We start from the raw sequence: 16,919 nt of genomic DNA, 5'->3' as shown, positions 1-16,919 counted from the left end.
GCGGGGTGGTCGGTGCACACCGCGCCCGTAGGCTGGCGGGACGAGCCGAGGAGGAGCGATGCCCGCAGCACCCGGGGCCGAGCAGGCCGCCGCCGATCTGGCCGCGCTCCTGCGCGAGGTCTCCGCCGAGCTCGACGCCCGCGGCATCGCCGACCAGGCCGTCGCCGAGCTGCGGACGCCGCGCGCGATCCTCGGCTTCCGCCGCAAGCCGGTGATGGCGCCGGTGACCCGCGCGTGGCGCCTCGGCGTGGTGCTCCTCGGACGCGAGGGCGAGCTCCTCGCGACGGGCTCGGTCACTCGTGCCGTCGCTCCGCTTCACGCCAACAACCAGTCCGAGTCGCAGGAGGCGCGCCGCGAGATCCGGCGCGCCGCCTTCGACGGTCCGTTCCAGGAGGGCGAGATCGTCAACTACGGCTGGCGGCGCCTCGCACTGGACGCCGCAGCGCTCGAGTCGGGCCAGGAGCCGCTGGCCCTGCGCGGCTCCGAGGTGCTCGTGCGCTGGGCGCCCGGTCTGGGAGAGCAGGGACTGATGCCGCTGCGCCGGTACCTGGCCGACCGCCTCGACCTCCTCGAGGCCGACTAGCGCCGGGTCACTCCTCCTCGGCCACCGGGTGGAACCACGGCGGGTAGACGGCGACGCGGGGAGAGGCGTCGATGCCCTCGAAGAGAGCCTTGACGCGGTTGCGGGCGGCGACCGACGCCACGCCGACCGTCGCGACGCCCTCGAGCGGGAAGCGCTCGGGCACGAGCGCCTCGGCGCTGCGCAGGGCCGGCTCGTCGACCAGGAGGCGCGCGAAGGTGCGCACGAGCGCGTCGCCCTCGGTGAAGCGCGTGAGGACGTGGGAGGCGTCGCCGTCGCTCAGGACCGGGGCGGAGGCGAGCGAGCCCACCAGGACGACGTACTGCGAAGCGGTGGTCTCGTGGGCGCTCGGCGACCAGTGCGGAGCGACCCGCTCGCCGCGCAGGTCGGCCCAGAGGGCGGCGTCGGGGGAGAGGAAGAAGGGCACGAAGCCGGCGACGCTGACGCCGTCCTTCACCTGCACGGCACGGCGGTGCTCGCGGGTGGTCTCGGCGCTGACGTCGATCGCGGGGCGCTCCTGGAGCTGCTGGTCCGCCAGGATCGCGCCGGCGGTGACGATCGCCTCGAGGTTGTCGAGGTGGGTGACGTGGTAGATCCGCTGCGCGGCGATGTCGACCTTCGGCAGGGGCTTCTCGCGCGCCGTGCCGCGGGCGGCGGCACGGGCGGTGGCCGCACGGGAGGTCCCGGGCACGCGCGCGGGGGCGCGGGTGGCACGGCCGACCTGCTCGGGGAGCTTCTTCGGGGTGCAGACGTCGCAGAGCGCGATGTCGAGGCCGTGGATGCATTCGGTGGGCACTCTGGATTCCTTCTGCGCGCGGGCTCGGGGTTCCGCCGCAGGGACGACGTTACGCGACCGGGGCCCTCGCGCGTCCCGGCGGCGGGGATCTGCGGAGCCGCGGCGTCCGCCCGGGCATCCTCTGGGAGGCGCCGGAGCACCGCTCCCCGCCGCGTAGCGTGAGCGGGATGAAGCGCGTGCCGCCCGCCGAGGGCCAGGAATCCGTCTGGGACTACCCGCGACCCCCGAGGGTCGAGACCACCACCGAGCACGTGGTCGTGCGGCTGGGTGGCGTCGTCGTCGCCGAGACCCGTGACGCTCTCCGCGTCCTCGAGACGAGCCACCCTCCCGTCTACTACCTCCCCGTGTCCTCGTTCGCGCCCGGGGCGCTCGAGCCCGCGCCCGGCCGCAGCATCTGCGAGTTCAAGGGCGCGGCCTCCTACCTGACCGTGCGCGGGGGAGGAGGAGCGGTCGCGGAGGCGGCGGGCTGGACGTACCCCGAGCCGATGGCCGGCTTCGAGACCCTGGTCGACACCGTCGCCCTCTACCCCGGCCGGATGGACTCCTGCACGGTCGACGGCGAGGCGGTCCAGCCGCAGCCGGGCGACTTCTACGGCGGCTGGATCACCTCGCGCGTGGTCGGTCCGTTCAAGGGCTCGCCGGGCACGATGTTCTGGTGAATCAGACGGGGGAGGGCGGACCGAGCGGGTCCTGGACGAGGACCGCTCGTGCGGCGTCGATCCCCGAGGCCTCCAGCGTCCATTCCGGCCGCACCAAAGTCTCCGGCGTGACGCGGAACCGCAGCTCCTCGACCGACATACCGTCCGGACCGACGATCCGGTGCGTCCCGTTCGGCCGGTAGCCGAGGGCCTCCGAGACCCGGATCGAGCGGGTGTTCCAGGCGAGAGCGGCGCTCTCGGCGACCTCGGCTCCGAAGTGGTCGAAGGCGAGGAGGAGCACGGCGGCGCGCATCTCCCGCCCGAGGCCGCGGCCCTGCGCCGAGCGGGTGAGCCACGAGCCCGAGGTCAGGGTGCGGGTGGCGGCGAAGGACTCGGCGACCACGTCCTGGCAGCCGACGACCCGGCCGTCCTCGACCACGGCGAACGCGACGCGCCACGACTCCCACGTCGTCTGCGCGCGCTGCGACCAGTGGAAGCGGGCGAGCTCGCCGGGCAGGCGCTCCGCCGGCGCCTCGGCCCAGGGGGAGGGGAACGGCGAGCGGCCGCTCTCGTGCACGCCCGCGAGGGCTGCCTCGGCGAGAGGGCCGAGGTCGGCGTCGCGGACCGGATGCAGCTCGAGCCGCGGCGTGCGCAGCTCCAGCGAGAACAGGGGCCAGGGGTCGGTGCTCATCCGACGACGCTAGCGAGCGGAGGCGCGCACCGCGCGACCAGGCGGGTACCGGTGGTGGGACTCGAACCCACAAGCCCTCTCGGACAGAGCATTTTGAGTGCCCCGCGTCTGCCATTCCGCCACACCGGCTCATCACCAGCCCGTCGAGAATACCGTAGGCTCATCGGCGTGACTGACCAGGAACCCTCGTCGACCGCACCCCGTCGGGTCGTCGTCGCCGAAGACGAATCCCTCATCCGCCTCGACATCGTGGAGATCCTCCGCGACAACGGCTTCGAGGTCGTCGGCGAGGCCGGCGACGGCGAGACCGCTGTGGCCCTCGCCACCGAGCTGCGCCCCGATCTCGTCATCATGGACGTCAAGATGCCCCAGCTCGACGGCATCTCGGCGGCCGAGCGCCTCTCGAAGGCGCACATCGCGCCCGTCGTCCTGCTCACCGCCTTCAGCCAGAAGGAGCTCGTCGAGCGCGCCAGCGAGGCCGGAGCGCTCGCCTACGTCGTGAAGCCCTTCACGCCCAACGACCTGCTGCCCGCGATCGAGATCGCCCTCTCGCGGTACGCCCAGATCCTCACCCTCGAGGCCGAGGTCGCCGACATGGTCGAGCGCTTCGAGACCCGCAAGCTCGTCGACCGCGCCAAGGGCCTGCTCAACGAGAAGATGGGGCTCACCGAGCCCGAGGCGTTCCGCTGGATCCAGAAGGCCTCCATGGACCGCCGGCTCACCATGCACGACGTCGCGCAGGCGATCATCGAGCAGCTGAGCACGAAGAAGGCCTAGCGCGAGGCCGGGCCCGAGGGCCCACGGCCTCAGGGCCAGAGGCGGGTGCGCTCCCACGGGGAGCCGCCCGCCTCCGTCGTTCCCGGGCGGTACTCGAGACGGGTGTGATCCTGCTCCGGCGCGGTCGAGCCCTGCCAGAACTCGATGCGCTCGGGCACGACGCGGTAGACGGCCCACTCCCGGTCGAGCGTCGCGGGCGAGCAGCCCACGGCGACGCTGGTCTGGAGCGTGACGAGGCCGAAGTCCTGCGCGCTGCGCATCGGCTCGCTCTGGCGTCCGACGAGCAGGGCGGTGCGAGCGGCCTCGGAGCGGCGGCGGAAGTCGTCGGCCGACTCCTGCGCGGAGGCGCGCTCGACCCGGCCCTCGACCCGGACCTGACGGCCCTGGACCGGCCAGAAGAAGGTCAGCGCGGCGTGCGGGTTCTCCTCCATGGCGCGTCCCTTGGGGCTGGTGGCATGGGTGGAGAACGCCCAGCCCGCCTCGTCGATCTCGCGCAGCACGAGCACGCGCGCCGAGACGGTGCCGTCGTCGGAGGCGGTGGAGAGCGTGGCGCCGTGGGGGAGGAGCTGGCCCGCGTCCTTCGCCTCCTCGAGCCACTGCGCGAACAGCTCGAGAGGATCGGCCGGAGCCGCCTCCGCATCGAACGAGGGCAGCTCGGAGGGCATGGACGGGAGGCTCTTGAGGAGATGGCGAAGGCTCATCCGCTCAGTGTCGCCCTTCGGGCACCACCGGGCACAGTCGCGCGCCGTCGCTTGACAGTGCCGCTCGCCGCGGTGCCGGGTCCCCGAGCGTCGCGGCCGACCGGTCGATCTCGTGTCGCTCGCAGGCGCGGGCGGTCCCGACGGCGGTCGCGGTCCTGGGCGCGGTCCTCGCGCACCGCTCCCGCGAGGGGGACCCGTCCGCTCCCGTCAGCGGGCGTCGCGGATGATGTTGGTGATCCGCACGGTGGAGAGGCGGCGCCCCTCCTGGTCGCACACGACGATCTCGTGGGTGGTGAGGGTGGAGCCCAGGTGGATCGCGTCGCAGGTGGCGATCACGAAGCCCGAGTGGACCGACCGGCTGTGGCTCGCGTTCAGCTCGATGCCCATCGCCAGGCGGCCCGCGCCGGCGTGCACGTTCGCCGCGATCGAGCCCATCGACTCGGCGAGCACGACGTGCGCGCCGCCGTGCAGGATGCCGACCGGCTGCCGGTTGCCCTGGACGGGCATCGAGGCCACCGAGTGCTGCGGGGTGAGCTCGTGCCAGAGGATCCCCATCCGCTCGGCGAGCTCGCCCATGCCGCGGCCGATCCCGGCGACCAGGTCGAGCGCGGGCGGGCGGATCCAGGCGGTCGTGGTGGGGGTCGGCTCGGTCACGTCGCTCCTCGCGCTGGAGCCTCGGAGCGGCCCTGACCGGCGGGCGCGAGCGGGCCGATCCGGTGTCGGAGGCGCTGTGTAGTCTGGCCCTGTGTCAGATCCGGAACAGCCTACCCTCCTGCTCGTCGACGGCCATTCCCTGGCGTTCCGGGCGTTCTACGCGCTCCCGGTCGACAGCTTCCAGACCCGCGAGGGCCAGCACACGAACGCCATCCACGGCTTCCTCTCGATGCTGATCCTGCTGCTGAAGAACGAGAAGCCGACCCACCTCGGCGTCGCGTTCGACATCTCCCGCTACTCGTTCCGCACGCGCGAGTACCCGGAGTACAAGGGCACCCGCGGCGAGACGCCGCCCGAGTTCAAGGGCCAGGTCCCCCTCCTCGAGGAGGCGCTGCACGCCATGAACATCCGGACCGTCTCGAAGGAGGACTTCGAGGCCGACGACATCCTCGCGACGCTCGCGCGCCAGGGGGCCGAGGCCGGCTTCCGCGTGCTGGTCGTCTCGGGCGATCGCGACACCATCCAGCTGGTGACCCCGGACGTCACCCTGCTCTACCCCTCCACCCAGGGCGTCTCGCAGCTCACCCGCTACGACCGCGACAAGGTGTTCGAGAAGTACGGCGTCGAGCCGCACCAGTACCCCGAGATCGCCGCCCTCGTCGGCGAGACCAGCGACAACCTGCCCGGCGTCGACAAGGTCGGCCCCAAGACGGCCGCGAAGTGGGTCAACCAGTACGGCACGGTCGCCGACATCATCGCCCACGCCGACGAGATCAAGGGCGTGGTCGGCGAGAAGCTGCGCGAGCAGAAGGAGAACGCGCTCCGCAACCGCCGCCTCAACCGGCTGGTGACGGACGTCGAGCTCCCCCTCGGGCCGCACGATCTGACGCGCCGTCCGATCGATCCCGACGCGGTCCGCGAGATCTTCAGCCGCCTCGAGTTCAAGACCCTGCAGGAGCGGGTCCTCACGATCGCCGCGGAGGAGGGCGTCGACGGCGCTGCCGTGGCCCTGGCGGGCGACGTGGTCACGACCTCCGCACCCGCCGTCCGCACCCTGGTCGACGAGGAGCTCGCGCACTGGCTCGACCGCGTGTCGGCGAAGGGCACCGCGCCCGTCGCCGTGCAGGTCCTGCTCGGAGCCGGCGGGCTCGAGGGTGTGGGTCTCGCGGTCGAGAAGGAGACGGCGTTCGTCCCGTGGGCCGCCGAGCGGCCCGACTACACCGCGCTCGAGCAGTGGCTGGCCGGGCCCGCCCCCAAGTACTTCGCCGACGCGAAGCCCCAGATCAAGGCGCTGCGGAGGGCCGGACTCCCCGTCGCGGGGCTCGCGTTCGACACCCGCGTCGCCTCCTGGCTGGTGCAGCCCACCGGGCACCCGGCCACGCTCGCGGCGCAGGTCGCGCAGCACCTCGACGAGGCCATGGCGCAGGGCGACCCGAACCAGCTGGTCCCCACCGTCGAGCCGATGGGGCCCGCCACCGAGGCCTGGTACGCGTACCGGCTCGTCGCTCCGCTGCGCGAGCGGCTGGGCGAGGGGATGCTCTCGGTGCTCGTCGACATCGAGCTGCCGATCGTCCAGGTCCTCGCGACGATGGAGCTCACCGGCGTCGCGATCGACGCGGACGTGCTGGCGCGCCTCCGCGCCGAGCTGACCGTCTCGGCCGCCGACCTCGCGAGCCGCGCGTTCGCCGAAATCGGCCACGAGATGAACCTCGGCTCGCCCAAGCAGCTGCAGCAGGTCCTCTTCGAGGAGCTCGACATGCCGCGCACCCGGGCCACGAAGACGGGCTACACCACCGACGCCTCCGCCCTCGCAGACCTGCAGGAGTCCCACCCGCACCCGTTCCTCGGGCTGCTCCTCGAGCACCGCGACGCGACCAAGCTCAAGCAGATCATCGAGACGCTCGAGAAGTCGGTCACCGCCGACGGCCGGATCCACACCAGCTACGACCAGACCGGCGCGGCCACCGGCCGGATCTCCTCCAACGACCCGAACCTGCAGAACATCCCCGTCCGCAGCGAGGTGGGCCGCCGCATCCGCACCGCCTTCGTCCACGGAGCGGACGCGAGCACCCTCCTCACCGCCGACTACTCGCAGATCGAGATGCGGATCATGGCGCACCTGTCCGGCGACGCCGGGCTGATCGAGGCCTTCCACTCCGGCGAGGACCTGCACCGCTTCGTCGGATCGCGGATCTTCGGCGTCGATCCGGGCGACGTCACCTCGGCCATGCGCAACAAGGTCAAGGCGATGTCGTACGGCCTCGCCTACGGCCTGAGCGCCTTCGGCCTGTCGAAGCAGCTGCGCATCTCGAGCGCCGAGGCGAAGCAGCTGATGACCGACTACTTCGTCCGCTTCGGCGCGGTGCGCGACTACCTCCGCAGCGTCGTCGAGCAGGCCCGCGAGACCGGCTACACCGAGACGATCTTCGGTCGCCGGCGTCCCTTCCCCGACCTGCAGAGCGCGAACCGCGTCCTCCGCGACAACGCCGAGCGGGCGGCGCTCAACTCGCCGATCCAGGGCTCGGCCGCCGACATCATGAAGCGGGCGATGATCGGCGTGCAGGCCGACCTCGACGAGCAGGGGCTCGGCTCGCGGATGCTCCTCCAGGTGCACGACGAGCTCATCTTCGACGTCGCCCCCGGCGAGGAGGAGCCGCTCGAGGCCATCGTCCGCGGCCGGATGGCGGGAGCCGCCGACCTGAGCGTCCCGCTCGAGGTGCAGGTGGGCCACGGGTCCGACTGGGACGTCGCCGCGCACTGAGCCGGCCGCAGCGCACTGAGCCGGCCGCAGCGCCTGGCTAGGCTCGGAGGCATGAGCACCGACACCCCCCGCGAGCCCACCGCCGTCGACGCCGTCGCCGAGCGCTGGGTCGACACGCTCGTCGACCTCGACCCCACCCTCGGCACCGCGATCGGACGCAGCGGCGCGAACGGCCGTCTGGGCGACTACTCGCCGGCCGGTCTCGAGCAGGCCCGGGCGGCGACCGCCTCGGCCCTCGCCGAGCTCGAGGCCGCCGACCCCGTGGACGACGTCGACCGCGTCACGGCCGCCGACCTCGGCGCCGAGCTCCGGCTCTCCCTGGAGGGGCACGACGCCGGTCTGCCGCTGCGGGACCTCAACGTGATCGCGTCCCCGGCGCAGGAGCTGCGCGACGTCTTCGACCTGATGCCGACGGACGAGGTCGCCGACTGGGAGGCGGTCGCCGAGCGGCTGCTGGCCGTGCCGGCCGCCCTCGAGGGCTACGCGGAGACCCTGCGCGAGGGGATCCGCACCGGCGTGGTCCCCGCCCGCCGCCAGGTCGAGCTCGTCGCCGAGCAGGCGCGGAAGATCGCCGCTCCCCGCGGGTTCTTCGCCGAGCTGGCCGCGGAGGCCGCTCCCGCCGCCGGATCCCTGCCCGCGTCGCTCGCTCAGCGACTGGAGGACGGCGCCCGCCGCGCCTCGGCCGCCTACGGGTCGCTCGCGCAGTTCCTCCGGGGCGAGCTCGCCCCCGCCGCGACCGAGCAGGACGCCGTCGGCCGGGAGCTGTACGCGCTGCACTCCCGCCGCTTCCTCGGCGCTGTCGTCGACCTCGACGAGACCTACGAGTGGGGGATCGAGGAGCTGGCCCGCATGACGTCCGAGCAGGAGGCGATCGCGCGCGAGATCCTGCCCGGCGCCTCCGTCGCCGAGGCGATCGCCCACCTCGAGGCGGACCCGGCCCGCACTCTGCACGGCGTCGACGCTCTGCAGGCCTGGATGCAGGAGACGAGCGACCGCTCCGTCCGCGAGCTCGCCGGCACCGCCTTCGACATCCCGGAGGAGGTGCGCCGCCTCGAGTGCAGGATCGCGCCGACCCAGGAGGGCGGCATCTACTACACCGGTCCGAGCGACGACTTCTCGCGCCCGGGGCGGATGTGGTGGTCGGTCCCGGCCGGAGTCACCGAGTTCGCCACCTGGCGGGAGCTGACCACGGTCTACCACGAGGGCGTCCCGGGCCATCACCTGCAGATCGGCCAGGCCGTCCACAACCGCGCCCGCCTCAACACCTGGCGCCGTCAGCTCGCCGGGACCTCCGGCCACGCCGAGGGCTGGGCGCTCTACGCGGAGCGGTTGATGGAGCGCTTCGGCTACCTCGACGACCCGGCCGACCGCCTGGGCATGCTCGACGGCCAGCGGATGCGCGCGGCGCGCGTCGTGCTGGACATCGGCGTGCACCTCCAGAAGCCGATGCCGGGCTCCGGCACCGTCTGGACCGCCGAGTCGGCCCTCGACTTCATGCGGGCCAACGTGAACATGGACGACGCGTTCGTGCGCTTCGAGGTGAACCGGTACCTCGGCTGGCCGGGGCAGGCTCCGTCCTACAAGATCGGGCAGCGGATCTGGGAGCAGCTGCGCGACGAGGCGGAGGCGCGCGAGGGCGCCGCGTTCTCGCTCGCGGCCTTCCACCGGAGGGCGCTCGACCTCGGCGGCGTCGGTCTCGACACCCTCCGCTCCTCCCTCGCCGGCTGACTCCGGAACCCGCGCCTGGACGGGCGCGGCGAGATTGCCGTGCGCCTCCCGGGGCGTCTAAGCTGGGGTGTCACATCTGTGGCGCCGCCGTGCCCGCGGCGCGCGAGGAAGGCCGGTCCTCCGGCCGGCCGAGCGCGGCTCCCGGGCCGGAGGCACATCCCTCACCACCGCAGTGGTCACCACTCCGCCGAGCCGCGAGGCCCGCGGGCGGCCGCCGCCCGAGACCCATCCATCCTGGAGCATCCCTTAATGACAACCGCAACGACCGACAAGGCAACCAAGCAGGTCGCGATCAACGACATCGGGTCTGCTGAAGACTTTCTTGCCGCGGTCGAAAAGACTCTGAAGTTCTTCAACGACGGAGACCTCATCGAAGGCACCGTCGTGAAGATCGACCGCGACGAGGTCCTCCTCGACGTCGGCTACAAGACCGAGGGCGTCATCCCCTCGCGCGAGCTCTCCATCAAGCACGACGTCGACCCCTCCGAGGTCGTCAACGTGGGCGACAGCGTCGAGGCCCTCGTCCTCCAGAAGGAGGACAAGGAGGGTCGCCTGATCCTGTCCAAGAAGCGTGCGCAGTACGAGCGCGCGTGGGGCGACGTCGAGAAGATCAAGGAGTCGGACGGCGTCGTCACCGGCTCGGTCATCGAGGTCGTCAAGGGCGGTCTCATCGTCGACATCGGCCTCCGCGGCTTCCTCCCGGCCTCGCTCATCGAGCTGCGCCGCGTCCGCGACCTCACGCCGTACCTCGGCCAGGAGATCGAGGCGAAGATCCTCGAGCTCGACAAGAACCGCAACAACGTGGTCCTGTCGCGTCGCGCGCTCCTCGAGCAGACCCAGTCCGAGAGCCGCACCACGTTCCTGAACAACCTGCACAAGGGTCAGGTCCGCAAGGGCGTCGTGTCGTCGATCGTCAACTTCGGCGCGTTCGTCGACCTCGGCGGGGTCGACGGTCTCGTCCACGTCTCCGAGCTCTCCTGGAAGCACATCGAGCACGCCTCCGAGGTCGTCGAGGTGGGCCAGGAGGTCACCGTCGAGATCCTCGAGGTCGACCTCGACCGCGAGCGCGTGTCGCTCTCGCTCAAGGCGACCCAGGAGGACCCGTGGCAGGTCTTCGCCCGCACCCACGCGATCGGACAGGTCGCGCCGGGCAAGGTCACGAAGCTGGTCCCGTTCGGTGCCTTCGTCCGCGTCGCGGACGGCATCGAGGGCCTCGTCCACATCTCCGAGCTGTCGGGCAAGCACGTCGAGCTCGCCGAGCAGGTCGTGTCGGTCGGCGAAGAGGTGTTCGTCAAGGTCATCGACATCGACCTCGACCGTCGCCGCATCTCCCTCTCGCTCAAGCAGGCGAACGAGAACGTCGACCCCGAGGGCACCGAGTTCGACCCGGCGCTCTACGGCATGGCCACGGAGTACGACGACCAGGGGAACTACAAGTACCCCGAGGGCTTCGACCCCGAGACCAACGAGTGGCGCGAGGGCTTCGAGTCGCAGCGCGAAGCCTGGGAGGAGGAGTACGCCGCTGCTCAGGCGCGCTGGGAGGCCCACAAGGCCCAGGTGGCCAAGTCGCAGGAGGAGGCGGCCACCGTCTCCGAGGGCGTCTCGGTCGGCGCCGGCTTCACCAGCGAGTCGACCACCGGCGGCACCCTCGCCGACGACGAGTCGCTCGCCGCGCTCCGCGAGAAGCTGTCCTCGAACAACTGATCGCGAGCACATCGCATCGAACGGCCGGTCCCCTCGGGGGCCGGCCGTTCGGCGTTCCGGGCGACGGCGCTGGGTAGGGTGGCCGGGTGCATCTCGTCGCCCTCACCGGAGGCATCGCCTCGGGCAAGTCCACCGTCGCCCGCCGTCTCGCCGAGCACGGAGCGGTGGTGGTCGACGCCGACGTCCTCGCGCGCGAGGTCGTCGAGCCGGGGGAGCCGGCGCTGGCGGCGATCGCCGAGCGCTTCGGCCCGTCCGTGATCGGCGCGGACGGCGCGCTCGACCGCCCGGCGCTCGGCGCGATCGTCTTCTCGGACGCGGCGGCCCGCGCCGACCTCAATGCGATCACCCATCCGGCGGTGACGCTCCGCTCGCAGCGGCTGTTCGCGGAGGCCGCGGCGGCGGACCCGGCAGCGGTGGTCGTCTACGACGTCCCCCTCCTGGCCGAGGGCCGCGGAGCGGGGGAGTTCGACGAGGTGGTCGTCGTGCACGCGCCGCAGCACCTCCGCATCGAGCGTCTCGTCGCCCTCCGGGGACTGACCGAGGAGGAGGCACGTGCGCGGGTCTCGTCGCAGGCGAGCGACGAGGAGCGCCTCGCCCTCGCCGACGTCGTGATCGACTCCTCCGGCACGCTGGAGGAGACGCTCGCTCGGACCGACGCGCTATGGGAGCGGCTCGCCCGCTGACGGTCCCTCCCGGACACCCGCCCTCGTGCCCGAGCGGCCCGGTCGGGGAGCGCACCCCCGTTCGCCGCCAGCGCACGCGCCGTCCGGTGTCGGTGGTCGCGGCTACGCTTCGAACCATGGAGCCAACCCGTGCCGTGCACCCGTTCGAGGTCATCAGCGAGTACAAGCCGAGCGGTGACCAGCCCGGCGCGATCGCCGATCTGAGCGCCCGCATCAACGCCGGCGAGACCGATGTCGTCCTGCTGGGCGCCACCGGAACCGGCAAGTCCGCGACCACGGCCTGGCTCGTCGAGGCCGTGCAGCGCCCCACGCTCGTGCTCGCGCACAACAAGACCCTCGCCGCGCAGCTCGCCAACGAGTTCCGCGAGCTGTTCCCCAACAACGCCGTCGAGTACTTCGTCTCGTACTACGACTACTACCAGCCCGAGGCCTACGTCCCGCAGACGGACACCTTCATCGAGAAGGACAGCTCGGTCAACGCCGAGGTCGAGCGGCTGCGCCACTCCACCACGAACTCGCTCCTGAGCCGCCGCGACGTGATCGTGGTGTCGACCGTCTCGTGCATCTACGGCCTCGGCCAGCCCGAGCAGTACCTCGAGGCGATGGTGGCGCTCCAGGTCGGCCAGCGGGTCGACCGGGACCGCCTCATCCGCAAGTTCGTGTCCATGCAGTACGCGCGCAACGACGTCGACTTCGCCCGCGGCACCTTCCGGGTGCGGGGCGACACGATCGAGATCATCCCGATGTACGAGGAGCTCGCGATCCGGATCGAGATGTTCGGCGACGAGATCGAGGCGCTCTACACGCTCCACCCGCTCACCGGCGACATCGTCCGGAAGCTCGACTCCGTGTCGGTCTTCCCCGGCTCGCACTACGTCGCCAGCCAGGACGTCATGCACCGTGCGATCGACACCATCCAGCAGGAGCTCGAGGTGCGCCTGGCCGACCTCGAGAAGCAGAACAAGCTCCTCGAGGCGCAGCGCCTGCGGATGCGCACGACCTTCGATCTCGAGATGATGCAGCAGATCGGATTCTGCTCCGGCATCGAGAACTACTCCCGCCACATCGACGGCCGCGAGTCGGGCGAGGCCCCGCACTGCCTGCTCGACTACTTCCCGGACGACTTCCTCGTCGTGATCGACGAGTCGCACGTGACGGTGCCGCAGATCGGTGCGATGTACGAGGGCGACGCGTCCCGCAAGCGCACGCTGGTCGAGCACGGCTTCCGCCTGCCCTCGGCGATGGACAACCGGCCCCTGAAGTGGGAGGAGTTCAAGTCGCGCGTCGGCCAGACCGTCTACCTCTCGGCGACCCCGGGCCGCTACGAGATGGGCATCGCCGACGGCATCGTCGAGCAGATCATCCGCCCGACCGGCCTGATCGACCCCGAGATCGTCGTCAAGCCGACGAAGGGCCAGATCGACGACCTGCTCGAGGAGATCAAGCGCCGCACCGAGCGTGACGAGCGCGTGCTCGTCACGACGCTGACGAAGCGCATGGCCGAGGAGCTCACCGACTTCCTCACGGAGGCCGGCGTCCGGGTCCGCTACCTGCACTCCGACGTCGACACCCTGCGGCGCGTCGAGCTCCTCTCGGAGCTGCGGGCGGGCGTGTACGACGTCCTGGTCGGCATCAACCTGCTGCGCGAGGGGCTCGACCTGCCCGAGGTCTCGCTCGTGGCGATCCTCGACGCCGACAAGGAGGGCTTCCTCCGCTCGTCCACGTCGCTCATCCAGACGATCGGCCGTGCGGCGCGCAACGTCTCGGGCGAGGTCCACATGTACGCCGACAAGGTGACGGACTCGATGCGGCTCGCGATCGACGAGACCGACCGCCGACGCGAGAAGCAGGTCGCCTACAACCTCGACCACGGCATCGACCCGACGCCGCTGCGGAAGAAGATCGCCGACATCACCGACGCCCTCGCCCGCGAGGGGGCCGACACCGCCAAGCTGCTCGCCGGGCGCGACGCCAAGAAGAAGAGCCCGACGCCGAACCTGCGCCGTCAGGGTCTCGCCGCGAACGGCGGCAACGACCTCGAGGCGATCATCTCCGACCTCAACGGGCAGATGCTCCAGGCGGCGGGCGAGCTCAAGTTCGAGCTCGCGGCCCGGCTGCGGGACGAGGTCCAGGAGCTCAAGCGCGAGCTCCGCCAGATGGAGAAGGCCGGGCACCTGTCCTGATCGGGGGCGCTGATCCGCAAGGGGAGGGGCCCGCGGATCAGCGCCCAGCGAACGCCACGGGCGATGTCGGTGGCTCCGCATACACTTTCGGAGTGTCGATCCTGAACGCCGTTACGGACCCCTCCTCCACCCCCTCTCCCTCCTTCCACCGCTTCGTCTCCTCGCTCGACGAGTCGTCCTCGAAGCTGGTGGTGAGCGGCGCGCGGGTGCACAACCTGCAGAACGTCGACCTCGAGATCCCGCGCGACTCGATGGTGGTGTTCACCGGTCTCTCGGGCTCGGGCAAGTCCTCCCTGGCCTTCGACACGATCTTCGCGGAGGGCCAGCGGCGCTACGTCGAGTCCCTCTCCGCGTACGCCCGCCAGTTCCTCGGGCAGGTGGACCGGCCGGACGTCGACTTCATCGAGGGCCTCAGCCCCGCGGTCTCGATCGACCAGAAGTCGACGAACCGCAACCCGCGCTCCACCGTCGGCACGATCACCGAGATCTTCGACTACATGCGTCTGCTCTGGGCGCGCATCGGCGTCCCGCACTGCCCCATCTGCAGCGAGCGGATCTCCGCGCAGACCGTGCAGCAGATCGCCGACCAGCTGATGGAGCTCGAGACCGGTACCCGCTACCAGATCCTCAGCCCCGTCGTCTCGCAGAAGAAGGGCGAGTTCGTCGACCTCTTCAAGGAGCTGACCGCGGGCGGCTACTCCCGCGCCATGGTGGACGGGAAGCTCGTCCAGCTGAGCGAGCCGCCGGTGCTCAAGAAGCAGTACAAGCACGACATCTCCGTCGTGGTCGACCGGCTCGTGGCCGGCCCCGACATCCTCGGGCGCCTCACCGACTCGCTCGAGACGGCCCTGCGGCTCACCGACGGCATCGTGCAGATCAACTACGTCGACGGCGAGGGCGACGGCGCCTGGACCACCTACTCCGAGAAGCTGTCCTGCCCCAACAACCACCCGATCTCGCTGACCGAGATCGAGCCGCGGACCTTCTCCTTCAACGCGCCCTTCGGCGCCTGCCCGGAGTGCTCGGGCCTCGGCACGCGCATGTCGGTCGATGACGAGCTGCTGCTCGGCGACCCCGACCTGAGCATCGCCGAGGGCGTCATCATCCCCTGGACCACCCAGGGCAAGGGCCTGTTCCAGTACTACGAGAAGCTGCTCGACGGCCTCTCCCGCGACCTCGGCTTCACGCTCACCACCCCGTGGAAGCGCCTCAGCACCGAGGTGCAGCAGGCCGTCCTCCACGGCGACAACTTCGAGGTCAAGGTCAAGTGGAAGAACCGCTACGGCCGCGAGATGAGCTACACCTCGGGCTTCGAGGGCGTCGTGCCCTACATCGAGCGCCAGTTCGTCCAGGCCGAGACCGACGTCCAGCGCACCCGCTGGTCCGAGTTCCTCCGCGAGGTGCCCTGCCCCGTGTGCAAGGGCTCCCGCCTGAAGCCGGAGGTGCTCGCCGTGCTCGTGCACGGGGCGAGCATCGCGGACGTGGCCGACCTCAGCCTCGGCGACGCCCAGGACTTCATGAGCCGGCTCGAGCTGACCGACCGCGAGGCGCACATCGCCGCGCAGGTGCTGCGCGAGATCCGCGCGCGCATCGACTTCCTCATCGAAGTCGGGCTCAACTACCTCAACCTCTCGCGCGCCGCCGCCTCCCTGTCGGGCGGCGAGGCGCAGCGCATCCGCCTGGCGACCCAGATCGGCTCCGGGCTGACCGGCGTGCTCTACGTGCTCGACGAGCCGAGCATCGGCCTGCACCAGCGCGACAACCGCCGCCTGATCGACACCCTCATCAAGCTGCGCGACCTGGGCAACACGCTGATCGTGGTCGAGCACGACGAGGACACCATCCGCACCGCCGACTGGATCGTCGACATCGGCCCGGGCGCCGGGGTCAACGGCGGCAAGGTCGTGCACTCCGGCTCCTACGAGTCGCTGCTCGAGAACACCCACTCGCTCACCGGCGACTACGTCTCGGGCCGCAAGGCGATCGAGGTCCCGAAGAAGCGGCGGAAGATCGACCGCAAGCGGATGATCAAGGTCGTCGGGGCGAACGCCAACAACCTCCGCAAGGTCGACGCGGAGTTCCCGCTCGGCACGTTCGTCGCGGTCACCGGGGTCTCCGGCTCCGGCAAGAGCACCCTCGTGAACGACATCCTCTACCGCGTGCTCGCCAACCAGCTCAACGGCGCCCGCAAGGTGCCGGGCAAGCACACGCGCGTCACCGGCCTCGAGAACCTCGACAAGGTCGTGCACGTCGACCAGAATCCGATCGGCCGCACGCCGCGCTCGAACCCCGCCACCTACACGGGCGTGTTCGACCGCATCCGCAACCTCTTCGCCGAGACCACCGAGGCGAAGGCGCGGGGGTACCTGCCCGGCCGCTTCAGCTTCAACGTCAAGGGCGGCCGCTGCGAGGCCTGCTCGGGCGACGGCACCATCAAGATCGAGATGAACTTCCTGCCCGACGTCTACGTCGCGTGCGAGGTCTGCGGGGGAGCGCGCTACAACCGCGACACCCTGACCGTGCACTACAAGGGCAAGAACATCGCCGAGGTGCTCGACATGCCGATCGCCGAGGCGGCCGACTTCTTCGAGCCCATCACGGCGATCCACCGCTTCCTCCGCACGCTGGTGGAGGTGGGCCTCGGCTACGTCCGCCTCGGGCAGAGCGCGACCACGCTCTCCGGCGGCGAGGCGCAGCGCGTGAAGCTGGCCACCGAGCTCCAGCGCCGCTCCAACGGCCGCAGCGTCTACGTGCTCGACGAGCCGACGACCGGCCTGCACTTCGAGGACGTCCGCAAGCTCCTCCTCGTCCTCAACGGCCTGGTCGACAAGGGCAACACGGTGATCACCATCGAGCACAACCTCGACGTCATCAAGTCCGCCGACTGGCTGATCGACATGGGTCCCGAGGGCGGCGCCGGCGGCGGACAGGTGGTCGCGGTGGGCACCCCCGAGCACGTGGCGAAGGTCGAGGGCAGCCACACCGGCATGTTCCTCGCCGAGATCCTCGGCTGACGCGAGCGA

13 protein-coding genes and 1 tRNA gene are annotated in these 16,919 nt (G+C 71.2%); 9 read left to right on the top strand and 5 right to left on the bottom strand.

Annotation, left to right across the window (positions count from 1 at the left end; all coding sequences use genetic code 11):
• Positions 1-58: 58 nt before the first annotated feature.
• Positions 59-583, top strand: coding sequence for a hypothetical protein (locus C5C55_RS01485; RefSeq protein ID WP_104232649.1), 525 nt, complete (start codon positions 59-61; stop codon positions 581-583).
• A 7-nt stretch (positions 584-590) separates the two neighbouring features.
• Here C5C55_RS01485 and C5C55_RS01480 read toward each other — a convergent pair whose 3' ends face one another.
• Positions 591-1,376, bottom strand: a complete 786-nt coding sequence (locus tag C5C55_RS01480; protein ID WP_181067718.1) for a DarT ssDNA thymidine ADP-ribosyltransferase family protein — start codon at positions 1,374-1,376, stop codon at positions 591-593.
• Positions 1,377-1,543: 167 nt separating this feature from the next.
• On the opposite strand from C5C55_RS01480, the gene C5C55_RS01475 reads away from it, so the two are divergent.
• Positions 1,544-2,035, top strand: coding sequence for a DUF427 domain-containing protein (locus tag C5C55_RS01475; protein ID WP_104232647.1), 492 nt, complete (start codon positions 1,544-1,546; stop codon positions 2,033-2,035).
• Position 2,036: 1 nt separating this feature from the next.
• Here C5C55_RS01475 and C5C55_RS01470 read toward each other — a convergent pair whose 3' ends face one another.
• Both C5C55_RS01470 and C5C55_RS01465 read right to left on the bottom strand, forming a co-directional pair.
• Positions 2,037-2,705 (bottom strand): GNAT family N-acetyltransferase, encoded by a 669-nt coding sequence (locus tag C5C55_RS01470; RefSeq protein WP_104232646.1) that lies wholly within the window; start codon positions 2,703-2,705, stop codon positions 2,037-2,039.
• 46 nt (positions 2,706-2,751) lie between these two features.
• Positions 2,752-2,834: transfer RNA gene (locus C5C55_RS01465), tRNA-Leu, on the bottom strand.
• Positions 2,835-2,873: 39 nt separating this feature from the next.
• Here C5C55_RS01465 and C5C55_RS01460 point away from each other — a divergent pair.
• The gene (locus tag C5C55_RS01460; RefSeq protein ID WP_104221889.1) at positions 2,874-3,482 is read left to right on the top strand and encodes an ANTAR domain-containing response regulator; all 609 of its coding nucleotides are present in this window, start codon (positions 2,874-2,876) and stop codon (positions 3,480-3,482) included.
• A 29-nt stretch (positions 3,483-3,511) separates the two neighbouring features.
• On the opposite strand, the gene C5C55_RS01455 is transcribed toward C5C55_RS01460, so the two are convergent.
• Both C5C55_RS01455 and C5C55_RS01450 read right to left on the bottom strand, forming a co-directional pair.
• Positions 3,512-4,183: a pyridoxal 5'-phosphate synthase gene (locus C5C55_RS01455; RefSeq protein ID WP_104232645.1), complete on the bottom strand. Its 672-nt coding sequence runs from the start codon at positions 4,181-4,183 to the stop codon at positions 3,512-3,514.
• Between the two features lie 207 nt (positions 4,184-4,390).
• Positions 4,391-4,837, bottom strand: coding sequence for a PaaI family thioesterase (locus C5C55_RS01450; RefSeq protein WP_374954226.1), 447 nt, complete (start codon positions 4,835-4,837; stop codon positions 4,391-4,393).
• Between the two features lie 91 nt (positions 4,838-4,928).
• On the opposite strand from C5C55_RS01450, the gene polA reads away from it, so the two are divergent.
• The 6 genes from polA to uvrA all read left to right on the top strand — a co-directional run bounded on the left by polA (position 4,929) and on the right by uvrA (position 16,910).
• Positions 4,929-7,598: a DNA polymerase I gene (polA, locus tag C5C55_RS01445; RefSeq protein WP_104232644.1), complete on the top strand. Its 2,670-nt coding sequence runs from the start codon at positions 4,929-4,931 to the stop codon at positions 7,596-7,598.
• Positions 7,599-7,649: 51 nt separating this feature from the next.
• The gene (locus C5C55_RS01440) at positions 7,650-9,326 is read left to right on the top strand and encodes a DUF885 domain-containing protein (protein ID WP_104232643.1); all 1,677 of its coding nucleotides are present in this window, start codon (positions 7,650-7,652) and stop codon (positions 9,324-9,326) included.
• A 249-nt stretch (positions 9,327-9,575) separates the two neighbouring features.
• Positions 9,576-11,030, top strand: coding sequence for a 30S ribosomal protein S1 (gene rpsA, locus C5C55_RS01435; RefSeq protein WP_104232642.1), 1,455 nt, complete (start codon positions 9,576-9,578; stop codon positions 11,028-11,030).
• Between the two features lie 86 nt (positions 11,031-11,116).
• The gene (coaE, locus tag C5C55_RS01430; RefSeq protein WP_104232641.1) at positions 11,117-11,713 is read left to right on the top strand and encodes a dephospho-CoA kinase; all 597 of its coding nucleotides are present in this window, start codon (positions 11,117-11,119) and stop codon (positions 11,711-11,713) included.
• 116 nt (positions 11,714-11,829) lie between these two features.
• A complete protein-coding gene (gene uvrB, locus C5C55_RS01425; RefSeq protein ID WP_104221901.1) occupies positions 11,830-13,896 on the top strand; it encodes an excinuclease ABC subunit UvrB in 2,067 nt (688 codons plus the stop codon).
• A 188-nt stretch (positions 13,897-14,084) separates the two neighbouring features.
• Positions 14,085-16,910 carry an excinuclease ABC subunit UvrA gene (uvrA, locus tag C5C55_RS01420; RefSeq protein ID WP_244229661.1) on the top strand — a complete coding sequence of 942 codons (2,826 nt, stop codon included), beginning with the start codon at positions 14,085-14,087 and terminating at the stop codon, positions 16,908-16,910.
• Positions 16,911-16,919 lie beyond the last annotated feature (9 nt).

Origin of the sequence: Rathayibacter sp. AY1C2 (genome assembly GCF_002931195.1) — a bacterium.
GTDB lineage: Bacteria > Actinomycetota > Actinomycetes > Actinomycetales > Microbacteriaceae > Rathayibacter.
Note: the sequence above shows the minus strand (reverse complement) of the source record. Positions and strands in the feature narration are given on the sequence as shown.